Annotated in this window: 21 protein-coding genes and 1 pseudogene; 12 read left to right on the top strand and 10 right to left on the bottom strand. The window is 24.4% G+C overall.

The window, feature by feature from the left end; translation table 4 throughout:
- Positions 1-12: 12 nt before the first annotated feature.
- The 5 genes from AACL02_RS02840 to AACL02_RS02820 are packed head-to-tail and all read left to right on the top strand — an operon-like array spanning position 13 to position 4,205.
- Positions 13-222: a hypothetical protein gene (locus tag AACL02_RS02840; protein ID WP_339042722.1), complete on the top strand. Its 210-nt coding sequence runs from the start codon at positions 13-15 to the stop codon at positions 220-222.
- A 22-nt stretch (positions 223-244) separates the two neighbouring features.
- Positions 245-853, top strand: a complete 609-nt coding sequence (locus AACL02_RS02835) for a hypothetical protein (RefSeq protein ID WP_281747823.1) — start codon at positions 245-247, stop codon at positions 851-853.
- A gap of 36 nt (positions 854-889) precedes the next feature.
- Positions 890-2,644 carry a DUF2779 domain-containing protein gene (locus tag AACL02_RS02830; protein WP_339042719.1) on the top strand — a complete coding sequence of 585 codons (1,755 nt, stop codon included), beginning with the start codon at positions 890-892 and terminating at the stop codon, positions 2,642-2,644.
- Complete coding sequence (gene fmt / locus AACL02_RS02825; RefSeq protein WP_339042717.1) at positions 2,631-3,578, top strand: methionyl-tRNA formyltransferase; 948 nt, start codon at positions 2,631-2,633, stop codon at positions 3,576-3,578. Before AACL02_RS02830 ends, fmt begins: the two co-directional genes overlap by 14 nt.
- 45 nt (positions 3,579-3,623) lie before the next feature.
- Positions 3,624-4,205 (top strand): hypothetical protein, encoded by a 582-nt coding sequence (locus AACL02_RS02820; protein WP_339042715.1) that lies wholly within the window; start codon positions 3,624-3,626, stop codon positions 4,203-4,205.
- A 526-nt stretch (positions 4,206-4,731) separates the two neighbouring features.
- Here the strand turns inward: AACL02_RS02820 and AACL02_RS02815 are convergent.
- Both AACL02_RS02815 and AACL02_RS02810 read right to left on the bottom strand, forming a co-directional pair.
- Entirely contained in the window at positions 4,732-4,875 is a 144-nt protein-coding gene (locus AACL02_RS02815) for a hypothetical protein (protein WP_338975298.1), read from the bottom strand.
- 145 nt (positions 4,876-5,020) lie between these two features.
- Positions 5,021-6,141 (bottom strand): IS3 family transposase gene (locus AACL02_RS02810; RefSeq protein ID WP_339042713.1). Its coding sequence is split into 2 segments (ribosomal slippage): positions 5,021-5,898 and positions 5,898-6,141, totalling 1,122 coding nucleotides; the frame shifts between segments, so codons are not numbered across the junction.
- An 83-nt stretch (positions 6,142-6,224) separates the two neighbouring features.
- On the opposite strand from AACL02_RS02810, the pseudogene AACL02_RS02805 reads away from it, so the two are divergent.
- A pseudogene (locus AACL02_RS02805) lies at positions 6,225-6,758 on the top strand (IS3 family transposase); the annotation flags it as partial.
- Positions 6,728-6,916 carry an IS3 family transposase gene (locus tag AACL02_RS12435; protein WP_422397838.1) on the top strand — a complete coding sequence of 63 codons (189 nt, stop codon included), beginning with the start codon at positions 6,728-6,730 and terminating at the stop codon, positions 6,914-6,916. The pseudogene AACL02_RS02805 and the gene AACL02_RS12435, both read left to right, overlap by 31 nt.
- Here AACL02_RS12435 and AACL02_RS02795 read toward each other — a convergent pair.
- Both AACL02_RS02795 and AACL02_RS02790 read right to left on the bottom strand, forming a co-directional pair.
- Positions 6,872-7,192, bottom strand: coding sequence for an IS3 family transposase (locus tag AACL02_RS02795; RefSeq protein ID WP_339042710.1), 321 nt, complete (start codon positions 7,190-7,192; stop codon positions 6,872-6,874). The genes AACL02_RS12435 and AACL02_RS02795 overlap by 45 nt on opposite strands.
- Positions 7,193-7,233: 41 nt before the next feature.
- Positions 7,234-7,512: a transposase gene (locus AACL02_RS02790; protein WP_339040199.1), complete on the bottom strand. Its 279-nt coding sequence runs from the start codon at positions 7,510-7,512 to the stop codon at positions 7,234-7,236.
- A 133-nt stretch (positions 7,513-7,645) separates the two neighbouring features.
- Here AACL02_RS02790 and AACL02_RS02785 point away from each other — a divergent pair, with 133 nt between their 5' ends.
- Positions 7,646-8,344, top strand: coding sequence for an Mbov_0401 family ICE element transposase-like protein (locus AACL02_RS02785; protein WP_339042708.1), 699 nt, complete (start codon positions 7,646-7,648; stop codon positions 8,342-8,344).
- Between the two features lie 174 nt (positions 8,345-8,518).
- Here the strand turns inward: AACL02_RS02785 and AACL02_RS02780 are convergent, their stop codons facing one another.
- A complete protein-coding gene (locus tag AACL02_RS02780) occupies positions 8,519-8,944 on the bottom strand; it encodes a hypothetical protein (protein WP_339042706.1) in 426 nt (141 codons plus the stop codon).
- Positions 8,945-9,194: 250 nt separating this feature from the next.
- Entirely contained in the window at positions 9,195-10,016 is an 822-nt protein-coding gene (locus AACL02_RS02775; protein ID WP_339042704.1) for an IS1595 family transposase, read from the bottom strand.
- Here AACL02_RS02775 and AACL02_RS02770 point away from each other — a divergent pair.
- On the top strand, positions 9,962-10,126 hold the full coding sequence (locus AACL02_RS02770; RefSeq protein WP_339042702.1) for a hypothetical protein: 165 nt from the start codon (positions 9,962-9,964) through the stop codon (positions 10,124-10,126). The genes AACL02_RS02775 and AACL02_RS02770 overlap by 55 nt on opposite strands.
- Positions 10,127-10,358: 232 nt before the next feature.
- Here the strand turns inward: AACL02_RS02770 and AACL02_RS02765 are convergent, their stop codons facing one another.
- Complete coding sequence (locus AACL02_RS02765) at positions 10,359-10,955, bottom strand: hypothetical protein (RefSeq protein ID WP_339042700.1); 597 nt, start codon at positions 10,953-10,955, stop codon at positions 10,359-10,361.
- On the opposite strand from AACL02_RS02765, the gene AACL02_RS02760 reads away from it, so the two are divergent.
- Entirely contained in the window at positions 10,936-11,196 is a 261-nt protein-coding gene (locus tag AACL02_RS02760) for a hypothetical protein (RefSeq protein ID WP_339042698.1), read from the top strand. The two genes, AACL02_RS02765 and AACL02_RS02760, sit on opposite strands and share 20 nt — an antisense overlap.
- Here AACL02_RS02760 and AACL02_RS02755 read toward each other — a convergent pair.
- A complete protein-coding gene (locus AACL02_RS02755) occupies positions 11,183-11,983 on the bottom strand; it encodes an IS3 family transposase (RefSeq protein WP_339042696.1) in 801 nt (266 codons plus the stop codon). The two genes, AACL02_RS02760 and AACL02_RS02755, sit on opposite strands and share 14 nt — an antisense overlap.
- A 57-nt stretch (positions 11,984-12,040) precedes the next feature.
- On the opposite strand from AACL02_RS02755, the gene AACL02_RS02750 reads away from it, so the two are divergent.
- Positions 12,041-12,856 (top strand): IS1595 family transposase, encoded by an 816-nt coding sequence (locus tag AACL02_RS02750; protein WP_339043523.1) that lies wholly within the window; start codon positions 12,041-12,043, stop codon positions 12,854-12,856.
- 40 nt (positions 12,857-12,896) lie between these two features.
- On the opposite strand, the gene AACL02_RS02745 is transcribed toward AACL02_RS02750, so the two are convergent.
- Positions 12,897-13,820 (bottom strand): hypothetical protein, encoded by a 924-nt coding sequence (locus tag AACL02_RS02745; protein ID WP_339042694.1) that lies wholly within the window; start codon positions 13,818-13,820, stop codon positions 12,897-12,899.
- 183 nt (positions 13,821-14,003) lie between these two features.
- Between AACL02_RS02745 and AACL02_RS02740 the strand changes: the two genes are divergently transcribed.
- Positions 14,004-15,124, top strand: a protein-coding gene (locus tag AACL02_RS02740) for an IS3 family transposase (RefSeq protein WP_339040217.1) whose coding sequence is annotated in 2 segments (ribosomal slippage) — positions 14,004-14,247 and positions 14,247-15,124 — 1,122 coding nt in all. Because the reading frame shifts where the segments join, the coding sequence is not laid out codon by codon here.
- On the opposite strand, the gene AACL02_RS02735 is transcribed toward AACL02_RS02740, so the two are convergent.
- Positions 15,080-15,325, bottom strand: coding sequence for a hypothetical protein (locus AACL02_RS02735; RefSeq protein WP_339042692.1), 246 nt, complete (start codon positions 15,323-15,325; stop codon positions 15,080-15,082). The two genes, AACL02_RS02740 and AACL02_RS02735, sit on opposite strands and share 45 nt — an antisense overlap.
- Positions 15,326-15,387 lie beyond the last annotated feature (62 nt).

Below are 15,387 nucleotides of genomic sequence, written 5' to 3'. Positions count from 1 at the left end.
ACAAGATTAAAATTGCAAGACTTAAATGATATCCAATTACGTGAATATTGTTTAAAATTGATTAATGAGTCTTATGATATTGAAGAGACAAAAAGTTTTAAATATATTAGAGTAAATAAAACACATCTTTATTTTGTAATTAAAAAAGATGTTAATTTAATTTTAACAATTTCACCGATGAGTCCAACTAAACTATTAGCAGTAATCGAGGAAAATTTATAAATCAAAAAAAGAGGAATAAAAAATGGGAAATTTATCTAGTCAATGATGAATGTTAGCGCTTATAGGAGTAGTTTTAATAATTTTTATTTTTACAACCATTTCAGCAAAAAAGAAGAAAAAAGAAGAGAAAAAACAACGTCAAAAAGAAGTAAAAAATATTATTAAATCCTTTATGCGTGATGAATTAAAATTGCAACATAAAACAGTAGAATTTGAACAAGTAGTTTCACGTAGTAGTAAAGAATATCGCTATCGTGATGTTTTTGATGTAATTGTAAAATTATATGATTCTAAGAAAAATGATTTATTTGCAACTAAAGCATTTGAGGTAGAAGGATTTACTAAGCAATTATCAAAGAAAGAATTTGAAACAATTTGAAAAGTAAATTGTGAATTGGATTTAGAAGAAACACTTAAGAAAATTGAAATGTCAAAAAAACGTAGTGGTAAAATTAAAATAAAAAGAAAGACAGCAGAAGAAAAAACAGCAATTAAAAAAGAAAATGAAGCCGTTAAACTTGCAATTGAAGAAGAACGTTTACAAAATAAAGAAAATAAAAAACGTGCTAAAAATTTAGAAAAACCTAAAATTGCAATTCATGATAAATTTTCTGGATGAAAAGATAAATAAATCTTTATTTTTAAGTAGGCAATTGGGTGATATGTAATGAAAATTTATAAAGATGATTATAAGCATTTCCGTATTTGTCGAAAACTTTCATGATTTTTAAATGCAAAAAATTATGCTTTAGCTAAGCATTTAATTGAAGAGAAAAAGATAATAAATTTTGTTGAACTAACGCATACTAAAACAAGTAGTAAATTTAAATCTAATTTAATTACTATTTCTGATTTAGATGATGATACATTTGAAAATAATTATAATGAAGAAGATGATTCTGAATTTTATCTTGGTGAAACAATTGCAGATGGTATTGAAACTGGGCACTATGCTCAAGAATATTTTAAAGTAAAATATTCTTATTTTAATTTTGAGTCTGAACCAGGTAATAATGTCATAGAAATTATTAATAATAAAGAGTATGATGTTTTATTTGAACCAAGATTTGAATATCAGGGCTGTGTTACTAAGTGTGATATTTTAAAACGAAATAATGATGGTTGGGATTTAATTGAAGTAAAAGCAGTAACTTGAGTTAAAGAAGAACATATGTGAGATTTACTTTATCAGTATGATATTTTAACCAAATGTGGAATTAAAGTAGTTAATACTTATATTATGTATTTAAATAATAATTATGTTAATAAAGAAAAAATAGATTTAAATGAATTATTTATTGTTAATGGATCAACTTGGCAAAAAAGTCCTAATACTAAAAAAAGTTTTAGTCTTTTTGAATCAATTCAAGATGAAATTTTAAATAATAATTTTAAATTACAATATGAAAATATTAAGAATATTATTAAAATTAGTGATATTGATGAAATAGTTAAATTATTAACTTTACCTTATTGTCATGAAAATAGTAATCAATTTTGTCCTCATATTTTTAAATATTTTTCTATTCATAATACTATTTTTGAATTATATCGTTTAAGAAAAACTAAGAAAGCATTGTGATATTATGAAGAAGATTTGTTAGAAATTAATGATGAAAGATTATTACCATTTTTAACAAAGTCTAATTTACATTTAAGACAATATGATGTAATTAAAAATGGTGAAAAATTAATTGATGGCAATAAATTTGTTGATTTAAAAATTGAATACAAAAAGTACCAATATCCAATTTATATGTATGATTTTGAGACTATGAAATCTGCAATACCTAAGTTTAAAAATAGTAAACCATATCAACAAATTCCTTTTCAATATTCTGTCCATGTATTATTGGCACCAGATTTTGATTTTAAAACTTATAAATCAATTAAACATTATGAATTTTTAGCAGATGGAAATGATGATCCAAGAGAAATGTTAACAAAAAAATTATGTCATGATTTAATTAATATTCATGGTAAGGGTACGTATGTTGCTTATAATCAATCATTTGAAAAATCTGTTCTTAAAAAATTAGCTTATTATTATCCTCAATATAAAAATAAATTATCATTAATCCATGATGGTACTATTGATTTACAAGATTTTTTTAAAGAATTTAAAATTTATAAAGAACAGTTTTATGGTTCTCTTTCAATTAAAAAAACTTTACCAGCATTTGAACCTTCCTTTTCTTATGAAGGATTAGTTATTAAAAAAGGAGATATGGCATCAGAAGTTTTTCGTAGAAGAGTTGAAAATAACATTAGTTTAACTAATTGAATTCATAATTTTCGTGAAAATATGTTAAAATATTGTGCTCAAGATACTTTAGGTATGGTAGTATTATTCTGACATGTAAAAAATATTATTGAAATGTACAAAGCAAAAATTGAGGGCGAAAATTATGAAAAAATTTAAAATTTTATTTATGGGTTCTTCTTTTTTTTCTGAAAATATTTTAAAAACATTGTTAATAACAATGAAAAATGAAGTTGAAATAGTTGGTGTTGTTTGTCAGCCAGATCGTAAAATTGGTCGTAAACAAGAAGTTGTTCCTTTAGCAATTAAACAATTGGCAGAAGAATATCAAATCACTGTTTTCCAACCAGAAAATATTATTGAAAGTTTAAAAAGTTTACAATTATTAAATATTGATGTTATTCTTACTTGTGCTTATGGTCAATTTTTACCAAAAGCAATTTTAAATTTACCAAAATATAAATGTTTAAATATTCATGCTTCATTATTACCATCATTGCGTGGTGGTGCCCCTATTCAATGAGCAATTATTAATGGATTACAAACTACTGGTATTACATTAATGAAAATGGTAAGTAAAATGGATGCAGGAGCAATTTATGTTCAAGAACAAGTTTCAATTGGTATTGAGGATACATATACTTCTTTAGTTAATAAGTTGATAACTTTAGCACAAAATATGTTAATAAAATATTTATTAAAAATCATTAATAATGAAATACAAGAGCAAGAACAAGATGAAAATAAAGTAACTTTTGGTTTAAATATTAAAAGAAGTGATGAAAAAATTAATTGAAATCTTTCAGCACAATTAATTTCATGTCATGTTCGTGGATTGTATAATACACCAATCGCTTATACTACATTGAATGATAATATATACAAAATTCATCAAGTAACAGTAACTAATGAATTATCAAATGCTCTGCCAGGAACAATTGTTGCAATAAATAAATTAGGTATTATTGTTGCCACTAAAACTAATAACATAGTAATTAAGGTTATTCAACCAGCAGGTAAAAAAGAAATTATAGCAGCTTGTTACTATGGTTCTAAAATTAATCCAATTGCAATTGGTTTTATCTTTAAATAGTAATAAAAAAATAACTAATATTTTTTGGTAATCTAGGAGGAAAAGATGTATCGTTTTCGCTCAATTAAATATCTAGCAATGACTGGTATTATTACTGGTTTATTAGTAACAATTGGTTATTGTTCAACTTTTCTTTTTGGTTGAGCAATTACTAGTTTATTTGGTGGAAATTCTACTTTGCAATTATTTGATGCTGTTTTTATTCCGTTTTGTGCTTTTTTTGAAGGGCCAATGCTGTTATTTGCAGGACCAATTGCGGGTGGCATTTTTGATTTAATTAGTGGTGTTAAAATTGTGTTTATTCCTATTACAATTTTTATTAGAATTTTAATGTTTTTTGTTATTAAGTTATTAATTAATAAATCTTGATGAAGTACTATTTATACTTTCTTTTTTGCTGGTATTTTATTACTTATTTACCCATTGTCTTATTTAGTAATTTATCAAGATTATGCTATTACAGTTAATGAATTAATTACTGATAGTATTCAAGCTATCTTTGCTTATTTTGTTGCTATTCCACTTTATTATGCTCTTAGTAAAAATAAGATTAGATCAAATTATAGTTTTTGAAATGATCAAGAATTTGATTATTTAAAAAATAAAAAAATAACTGTTTTAGAATAGTTTACTTATTATCAATTATTGATATCTAATATAGACAATATGGTATAATTTTATAAACTTAATATAAGTTTATACCCATTTACTTAAGTTTTAAGGTAAAGGGTTTTTAATTAAAATAAGGAGAAAAAGGTTTTATGAATAAAAAAATTAAAAAAAGTTTTAAAAAATATCTAAGTTAAAAAAAGTAATTAAAAATCATATAATCGATCCAACACCATCTGAAACAGTTATTGCAACTACTGTTCTTTCTGCTGCTGCTATTAGTGGTATTATAATTGGAGCTGGTGGTGCACCCGTTATTGCTCCTGTGCTTGCTGGTAGTATTATTGCGGTGGGAACGGTTTCTGCTATGACATATATAGTAGAAAAAATAAATGAATCAGAAAATAATAGTGTTATTGAAGGTAGTAAATCTCAAACAAAGAGATTAACATCAGTAATATAGATAAATTAATATCATGAAATGTTACTTTTAATATTTAATTAATAATAAAAAAATGAATAATTATTATATTCATTTTTTATTTTAAATAATAGTTAGCGTATATTCATTATTAAATTGAATTTCACCAATTGAAAATTTTACTTTAATAACATCACCTTTTGAAAAATAAGTTCCATCATTTACGGATTTACTTACTTTAACTTTAAAGTGGTCACCTTGTTTCATAAGATCAGCAATTCTTTCTCCTAAAGAATAAATTGGACTTTTTAGATAGTTTGTTAAATCTGTATCAACTAATAATTTTGATTTAGGTTGTCCAATTTTAAATTCTGGAATATCATTAAAGTTGGAATGGCAACCTTTTTTAGGACTATTTTTTGGTAGACATTTGTTTTTGATAATTAACTGGAGTTAAGTAGTTTAAAGTGCTGTGAATTCTTATGTTGTTATATCAATTGATGTAATCAAATAATTCTAATTTTAATTTGATTAATGATGTAAAATTTTTATCATTAATAAATTCGTTTTTGAAAGTTTTAAAGGTTGCTTCAGCAACAGCGTTATCATAAGGACAACCTTTTTTGCTTAAAGAGCGATTAATATTGAATGCTAGTAAAAGTTTATCAATAATTTTATTATTAAATTCATTACCGCGATCACTATGAAATATTTGAATATCTTTTAAAAAGCGATTTGAGTGCATAAATGCTTGATATACTAATGATGCATCTTTTTTAGTACCTACACTATGTCCAATTATTTCGCGGTTAAATAGGTCAATTAATAAACAAATATAGTTTCACTTACCATTTACTTGAACATAAGTTAAATCACTAACAATAACTTCATTTTTAACTCTATTATTAAAGTTTCTATCAACAAGATTGTTTATTGGACTATCGTTAACTTTGTTATTATGATTTTTGTATGATAATTTAGTGTATTTTGATATTAAATTATGTTTATTCATAATTTCTTTAATTTTTCGTCTTGATAAATAAATTTCTTGGTTTTCTAGAATGACTTTTAATCTTCTAGTACCATAAACTTCTTTATTTTCTTTAAAAGCACTAATAACAGCTTCATCATAAATATTATTTTTGATTTTATTTTCTTTTTTCTTTAAATTAAAATAATATGTTGATTTAGAGATTTTTAAAAAATGACACATTGTGCGAATTTTATATTTAACTTTATTTTTGACAATAATTTCTATTTTCTGCCTATTATTAGTGCTGCTTGCTTTAAAATATCATTTTCCATTCTTAATTGTTTTAATTCTTTTCTTAATTTAATTAATTCATTTTCTTCAACAGAACGATTATCTTTAGTTTTAAAACTACCTGAATTAGTAAATTGCTTAATTCAATTGTAAGTAGCTGCTCTTGTAACATTATATTCTTTAACAAGGCAAGATACTGATTTGCCACTTTGATATAAAGCTACTATTTGTTTTTTAAATTCATCGGTATATGAGTTAATATTGGCCATAATTATAGTTCCTTTCTTTGTTCACTTGTCTACGTAATTAGTGTCCAATAAAGTGTAACCCATCCAATTATCATAATAAAGTCAATGATAGTCAAATAACCAATCTTGTTAATAGAAACTTTAATAATAGAGTTAAAAATGAAGTTATTGTTAGTGATTTAACTTATGTTCAAGTAAATGGTAAGTGAAACTATATTTGTTTATTAATTGACCTATTTAACCGCGAAATAATTGGACATAGTGTAGGTACTAAAAAAGATGCATCATTAGTATATCAAGCATTTATGCACTCAAATCGCTGTTTAAAAGATATTCAAATATTTCATAGTGATCGCGGTAATGAATTTAATAATAAAATTATTGATAAACTTTTACTAGCATTCAATATTAATCGCTCTTTAAGCAAAAAAGGTTGTCCTTATGATAACGCTGTTGCTGAAGCAACCTTTAAAACTTTCAAAACCGAATTTATTAATGATAAAAATTTTACATCATTAATCCAATTAAAATTAGAATTATTTGATTACATCAATTGATATAACAACATAAGAATTCACGGCACTTTAAACTACTTAACTCCAGTTAATTATCAAAAACAAATGTCTACCAAAAAATAGTCCTAAAAAGGGTTGCCATTCCAAATTTTACATCATTAATCCAATTAAAATTAGAATTATTTGATTACATCAATTGATATAACAACATAAGAATTCACAGCACTTTAAACTACTTAACTCCAGTTAATTATCAAAAACAAATGTCTACCAAAAAATAGTCCTAAAAAAGGTTGCCATTCCAAATTTTTGAATGATAATTTAGTGTATTTTGATATTAAATTATGTTTATTCATAATTTCTTTAATTTTTCGTCTTGATAAATAAATTTCTTGGTTTTCTAGAATGACTTTTAATCTTCTAGTACCATAAACTTCTTTATTTTTTTTAAAAGCACTAATAACAGCTTCATCATAAATATTATTTTTGATTTTATTTTCTTTTTTCTTTAAATTAAAATAATATGTTGATTTAGAGAGTTTTAAAAAATGACACATTGTGCGAATTTTATATTTAGATTTATTATTTGCAATAATCTCTACTTTCTGCCTATTATTAGTGCTGCTTGCTTTAAAATATCATTTTCCATTCTTAATTGTTTTAATTCTTTTCTTAATTTAATTAATTCATTTTCTTCAACAGAACGATTATCTTTAGTTTTAAAACTACCTGAATTAGTAAATTGCTTAATTCAATTGTAAGTAGCTGCTCTTGTAACATTATATTCTTTAGCAAGGCAAGATACTGATTTGCCACTTTGATATAAAGCTACTATTTGTTTTTTAAATTCATCGGTATATGAGTTAATATTGGCCATAATTATAGTTCCTTTCTTTGTTCACTTGTCTACGTAATTAGTGTCCAATAAAGTGTAACCCATCCATATAAAAGAAGAATTTATGAATATTTTGATGAAAAATTACAAAAATTAGTTCGTGTTTGTTTAGTTGATGAAAAAAATTGAACTTCCAAAATATAAAAGAATTGGTGAAGATATCGAAGATACTATTATTGAAAATTTTGCTGATGGAAAAAGATATCGTGATATTTGTGCGATTTGTAAAAAGGCAGGTATTAGTGTTAGTAGCGTTCATAGAGTTTTTAAAAATTTAGAAATAAATGAAGCAAATCCAGTAAAAGTAAAATTGGAAAAAAATCAACCTATTTTTGTAGCAATTGATGATGGACATCGAAAATTTTGAGATTTTAAACGTAAAGGTACAAAACACTCTATGAGATTAATAGTAACATATACAGATAATATTAATCATAAAGTACAAAATAAAAGAGTAAAAGCAATTATAAGAAAAACAAGAACTCCAATTGGAGTTAAAAAAACTGCTGAATTTGTTAAAGAACATTGTCAAAAATTTTATGAAAATATTGAACAAGCAAAAATTATTATTTGTGGTGATAGTGCAGGATGAATTAAAGAAGTTGCTGATTATTTAGGTGCACAGTTTGTTTTAGATAAATTTCATTTAATTAGAACATTATATCTTGGAATAATGGCTGGAAATAAAGAAAAATATTTAGAAGAATATAATCATTGTAAATATTTAATTAATAATGGTCAATATGAACAATTAATTAACTATTTATATAATCAATTAGATAATCATAAAAAATTTAAAAAAACAATACTTTAAAAATAATAAAGAAGGTATTGAAAATCAAGGTGCAAAATCAAATATTGGTTGCTTTACTGAAACTAATATTTGACATGTTTTAAAAGAAATGCTTGGTAATAGAACATATAATATTTTAATTTATATTAAAATGGTTATTTTTAAATGTAATAAGATAAATTTAGAAACATAATTTTAATGAATGTAATAATTATTGATTATTTCACAATTTTGAATAGCATCTCAAAAATTATTATTTTTTAATTTTGTTTTGAAACCAATAATGAAAAAAGTTAATGATATAGTTATAAAAAATAAAATTGGAAGTAAAAATAAAACCAAAAAAATGCCACTTCGTAATTCAGTTCATTCATAAAAATTTTCTTTAATATGATGAGTTCCAAAATTATAAAAATATTTTGCAGAATGCTCTATGATAAAACTTAATTGAAAGTGTTTTAACATATAAAATCCATCAATACAATTTAATTTTTTGTTTAAATAAAAAAGATTAAAATGACTAAAATCTATTAATATTAATCCTATAATTAAAGTTAAAATAGTAAAAATCAATAATAATACAGTTAATAACTGTAATTTTTTAAGTGCTTTAATTTTCATTTTTAAATTCTCCTTAATTTTACTTCATAATTTTAACACTTACTAAACTTAATTATAAGTATTTTAGTTGAAATATTTTTTAAAAAATAGTAATATAAATGTACAATTTCATAAAAATCCAAATTATTTCTTGTCTAAAATTATAATAAGACTATATGAATTAATTTAGGCTTTTCTCCCTTTATGTACTATTTTAATTTTATCACATAAATGCTGAGAAAAGCCTATCTACGGACTTCTCCCCACATTTTTAAATCAAACATAGCATTACAGTTTCAAAACTAGGTATCTTGTTGAATTTATATGCAGCTTCTTTAGCATATAAATGAACATGATGTTTTGCAACTTTGATATGTGTTTTAAATGTTCTTCTTATATGTTTTCAAACTGATTCAATTTGGTTGGTATTTACACCAATTTTTGAAACATAGCCATCTTGATGGTTAACTGTTTCATGCTTAGTGAAAACTGATTTAAAATCGCAATATCCTTTTCAAGAATCAGTATATACAAGACATTTTGAAGAAATGTGGTTTTTTGCAAACTGCAAAAGATTTTTAATCTTTGCGTTTTTCAATACTTTCACAATTAAATTATTGGTTGTTTTTTGATAAATGCCAACAATCAAGGTTTTATTCACCAAGGATCTTCCTTGTTTTTTAAAACCCATATGTGAAAGATACATTTCATCAATTTGCACTGTACCTTCAACAATAAATTGAGGTTTTTGTTTTGCAATACGTGTTCTGATTTTATGAGTCATTCTTCAAGCAGTTTTCAAAGTCACTCCCAATTCTTTTGCAATATCTGTTGATGGAATTCCATGTTTGGTGTTTATTCATCTAAAGATAAGATAAAACCAAGATGTTAAAGATGTTTGTGACCTTGAAAATATGGTGCCTGTGAGAATGCTAAATGTTTGATTACATTTTAAACATCTCATTCTTTTTAAATCAGAAGTATTCAAATTAAAATTAAAACACCTAATACATTTGTTTTCTTTCAAATTTGCTATATATGCAAGACATTGCTGTTCAGTTTGAAAAGCATTGTTGAATTCATTCAGTTTCATTATTCCCTCCACAAGTACATGTGGGGAGAAGTCCGTTAATTTATTCTGGATTTTTGACAATCTCCCATAAATCTTTACTATTTTCATGGGTAAGCACCCCCCATGATTAATCCTATTGTTCCGGTTGTAGGACCAGTTAATGCTAATGCTAATGTGATTTTACTTAAATTTGTTTTTATTCATGTTTTCATATTAAATTACTCTTTTTTTTCCTTGATTTTACTTATAAATTGTACTATTTTTGATTATTTTTACAAGTATGCTTTTAAATGCAAAATAACGCCTAAATTAAAGGCGTTTATTTTATGAGACCTATACTATTAATTATATTGAAATTGTTTATTATATAGCAAATGTGAAGATAATTTTTTTCACAGTAGCATTATTTTTACCCCTAATTACATTTTTATATGGATACAGTGCATAAAACAAAGCATCATATGGATCTTGATACATATTTTTGTCAGGAATATTAGTTTTGGTTTGGTCATAACGTAATTCTTCTAAACATTGAGTAGTTTTTGGTAAATCATCTTTATTAGCATAAAAGTTTCCATAACTCATAATATTTATCATTCAAATTACTCTATTAGTTAATCCTGCTTCTTGATTTAAATTTGAAGCATGTTTAATAGCAGTTTGTGTTATTAAAATAGTATTATGTTCATCTATTAATTTTTGATTTAATCAATCAATTGCTGTTCTTGCTTTATCATCATAAAAATAAATTGCTTGGTCAAAATTTTCAAAATTATCCATTAATCCTAAAATTTCATTAACATAAGCATTAATTTTTTCGTTTTCATTAATAAAATCGTTTGGAGTAACTACTAATTCACAAATAACATACGGGTCATAATAACGAGCATTATTATATTCTTTAACGGACTTCTCCCCACATGTACTTGTGGAGGGAATAATGAAACTGAATGAATTCAAAAATGCTTTTCAAACTGAACAGCAATGTCTTGCATATATAGCAAATTTGAAAGAAAACAAATGTATTAGGTGTTTTAATTTTAATTTGAATACTTCTGATTTAAAAAGAATGAGATTTTTAAAATGTAATAAAACATTTAGCATTCTCACAGGCACCATATTTTCAAGGTCACAAACATCTTTAACATCTTGGTTTTATCTTATTGGAATGGCAACCTTTTTTAGGACTATTTTTTGGTAGACATTTGTTTTTGATAATTAACTGGAGTTAAGTAGTTTAAAGTGCTGTGAATTCTTATGTTGTTATATCAATTGATGTAATCAAATAATTCTAATTTTAATTGGATTAATGATGTAAAATTTTTATCATTAATAAATTCGGTTTTGAAAGTTTTAAAGGTTGCTTCAGCAACAGCGTTATCATAAGGACAACCTTTTTTGCTTAAAGAGCGATTAATATTGAATGCTAGTAAAAGTTTATCAATAATTTTATTATTAAATTCATTACCGCGATCACTATGAAATATTTGAATATCTTTTAAACAGCGATTTGAGTGCATAAATGCTTGATATACTAATGATGCATCTTTTTTAGTACCTACACTATGTCCAATTATTTCGCGGTTAAATAGGTCAATTAATAAACAAATATAGTTTCACTTACCATTTACTTGAACATAAGTTAAATCACTAACAATAACTTCATTTTTAACTCTATTATTAAAGTTTCTATCAACAAGATTGTTTATTGGACTATCGTTAACTTTGTTATTATGATTTTTGTATGATAATTTAGTGTATTTTGATATTAAATTATGTTTATTCATAATTTCTTTAATTTTTCGTCTTGATAAATAAATTTCTTGGTTTTCTAGAATGACTTTTAATCTTCTAGTACCATAAACTTCTTTATTTTCTTTAAAAGCACTAATAACAGCTTCATCATAAATATTATTTTTGATTTTATTTTCTTTTTTCTTTAAATTAAAATAATATGTTGATTTAGAGATTTTTAAAAAATGACACATTGTGCGAATTTTATATCGGACTTCTACCCACATGTACTTGTGGAGGGAATAATGAAACTGAATGAATTCAACAATGCTTTTCAAACTGAACAGCAATGTCTTGCATATATAGCAAATTTGAAAGAAAACAAATGTATTAGGTGTTTTAGTTTTAATTTGAATACTTCTGATTTAAAAAGAATGAGATGTTTAAAATGTAATCAAACATTTAGCATTCTCACAGGCACCATATTTTCAAGGTCACAAACATCTTTAACATCTTGGTTTTATCTTATCTTTAGATGAATAAACACCAAACATGGAATTCCATCAACAGATATTGCAAAAGAATTGGGAGTGACTTTGAAAACTGCTTGAAGAATGACTCATAAAATCAGAACACGTATTGCAAAACAAAAACCTCAATTTATTGTTGAAGGTACAGTGCAAATTGATGAAATGTATCTTTCACATATGGGTTTTAAAAAACAAGGAAGATCCTTGGTGAATAAAACCTTGATTGTTGGCATTTATCAAAAAACAACCAATAATTTAATTGTGAAAGTATTGAAAAACGCAAAGAGTAAAAATCTTTTGCAGTTTGCAAAAAACCACATTTCTTCAAAATGTCTTGTATATACTGATTCTTGAAAAGGATATTGCGATTTTAAATCAGTTTTCACTAAGCATGAAACAGTTAACCATCAAGATGGCTATGTTTCAAAAATTGGTGTAAATACCAACCAAATTGAATCAGTTTGAAAACATATAAGAAGAACATTTAAAACACATATCAAAGTTGCAAAACATCATGTTCATTTATATGCTAAAGAAGCTGCATATAAATTCAACAAGATACCTAGTTTTGAAACTGTAATTCTATGTTTGATTTAAAAATGTGGGGAGAAGTCCGTAGATAGGCTTTTCTCAGCATTTATGTGATAAAATTAAAATAGTACATAAAGGGAGAAAAGCCTTCTTTAAAACCAAATACCATAAATACAGTATGGTCTTTTGGTCCCGTAGCTCAATCAATACCAACACTATAAAAATCAAATTTATACATATCTTTTTCTTGATTATAAAATTGTTTTAAAATATATGATTGTCAATATTTTACTGTTTTTTGAAATGGAAAAATTGTTGCATCACTATCTAAAAATTCAAAACCATAATTAACAGAATTAAATTCATCAGGATTACTTTTTTTCATTTCTAATAATGTTCTTTTTTGAATGTCAGGTAATTTATTTCAAAATGGTTGAATAGTAAATCTTAAAACAAATAAACCTAAACCACTAAATATGTCTTGATTTTCATAGTAAACTTTACCAACTTTTTTAAGATTATTCATCACTTTATCATTTAATGGTAAAAACGGCGTACAGTATTTTAAATAAAATGGATGATATTTATCATATGGATTACATGTAAAAGTAATAAAGAAACTTTTGTAAAAATAGCGAGTAATCTTTTGTCAAAATGTACTACTATATATATTTTTATCAATAAATGTTCAACTTCACTCTTTAATTGGTTCATTTGACACTTTAATTCTGTTGCTTCTAAACATAGAGTTTTGTAATCTTTCATATCGATATGTTAGTTGCTTTTCAGTTAATGTTTCTTTTTCTTCTGCCATAATAATTTCATCTGTTCTTGAACCTAAAAAACTTGAACCACCAGCTTCTTTTCCAAAAATTTTATTACCATTAGCATAACCAATAAAGTCAATTTGTTGATTACTTGGAAATATAATACATCCCCCATCCTTAGTAATTTTTCATTTAATGCCATGTGGATTATTAGGTAATAAATTAATATTATATGTATCTAATAAAACTTGACAAACATTCATTAAAGCACCAATTGTAGTTTCACTATGAGTATTTTCATATCTTCTTACTTCTTGAACACTACTATCACTAAAATTACAACATATAAATAAATCAAATGCTAAGCAATTTCAAGTTTTTGGATGGGTTACACTTTATTGGACACTAATTACGTAGACAAGTGAACAAAGAAAGGAACTATAATTATGGCCAATATTAACTCATATACCGATGAATTTAAAAAACAAATAGTAGCTTTATATCAAAGTGGCAAATCAGTATCTTGCCTTGCTAAAGAATATAATGTTACAAGAGCAGCTACTTACAATTGAATTAAGCAATTTACTAATTCAGGTAGTTTTAAAACTAAAGATAATCGTTCTGTTGAAGAAAATGAATTAATTAAATTAAGAAAAGAATTAAAACAATTAAGAATGGAAAATGATATTTTAAAGCAAGCAGCACTAATAATAGGCAGAAAATAGAAATTATTGTCAAAAATAAAGTTAAATATAAAATTCGCACAATGTGTCATTTTTTAAAAATCTCTAAATCAACATATTATTTTAATTTAAAGAAAAAAGAAAATAAAATCAAAAATAATATTTATGATGAAGCTGTTATTAGTGCTTTTAAAGAAAATAAAGAAGTTTATGGTACTAGAAGATTAAAAGTCATTCTAGAAAACCAAGAAATTTATTTATCAAGACGAAAAATTAAAGAAATTATGAATAAACATAATTTAATATCAAAATACACTAAATTATCATACAAAAATCATAATAACAAAGTTAACGATAGTCCAATAAACAATCTTGTTGATAGAAACTTTAATAATAGAGTTAAAAATGAAGTTATTGTTAGTGATTTAACTTATGTTCAAGTAAATGGTAAGTGAAACTATATTTGTTTATTAATTGACCTATTTAACCGCGAAATAATTGGACATAGTGTAGGTACTAAAAAAGATGCATCATTAGTATATCAAGCATTTATGCACTCAAATCGCTGTTTAAAAGATATTCAAATATTTCATAGTGATCGCGGTAATGAATTTAATAATAAAATTATTGATAAACTTTTACTAGCATTCAATATTAATCGCTCTTTAAGCAAAAAAGGTTGTCCTTATGATAACGCTGTTGCTGAAGCAACCTTTAAAACTTTCAAAACCGAATTTATTAATGATAAAAATTTTACATCATTAATCCAATTAAAATTAGAATTATTTGATTACATCAATTGATATAACAACATAAGAATTCACAGCACTTTAAACTACTTAACTCCAGTTAATTATCAAAAACAAATGTCTACCAAAAAATAGTCCTAAAAAAGGTTGCCATTCCATTTTTCTTGTTCCACGTGCAGTTGGAACAAAACGATAAAAACAATTAGTTGTAAAAAATTCTGCTCATTCATCACCAACAAATTGTTTAAAAATATCTCAACTAAAACCATAATTATTATCACTAAAATTAAGACTATATTTTTTATTTAATTGTGCATAACTAGTGATAAAAGCCATATTTACTCCTTATTTTTTAAAAAAATTAAACTTAAATTATTAACAAACAAAAATTAGAAAGG

The sequence above is a fragment of the Spiroplasma endosymbiont of Apeira syringaria genome, from assembly GCF_964020205.1.
Classification (GTDB): Bacteria; Bacillota_I; Bacilli_A; order Mycoplasmatales; family VBWQ01; genus Spiroplasma_E; species Spiroplasma_E ixodetis_A.
The sequence above is the reverse complement of the archived record's forward strand: the minus strand, read 5'-3'. Positions and strand labels throughout refer to the sequence as shown.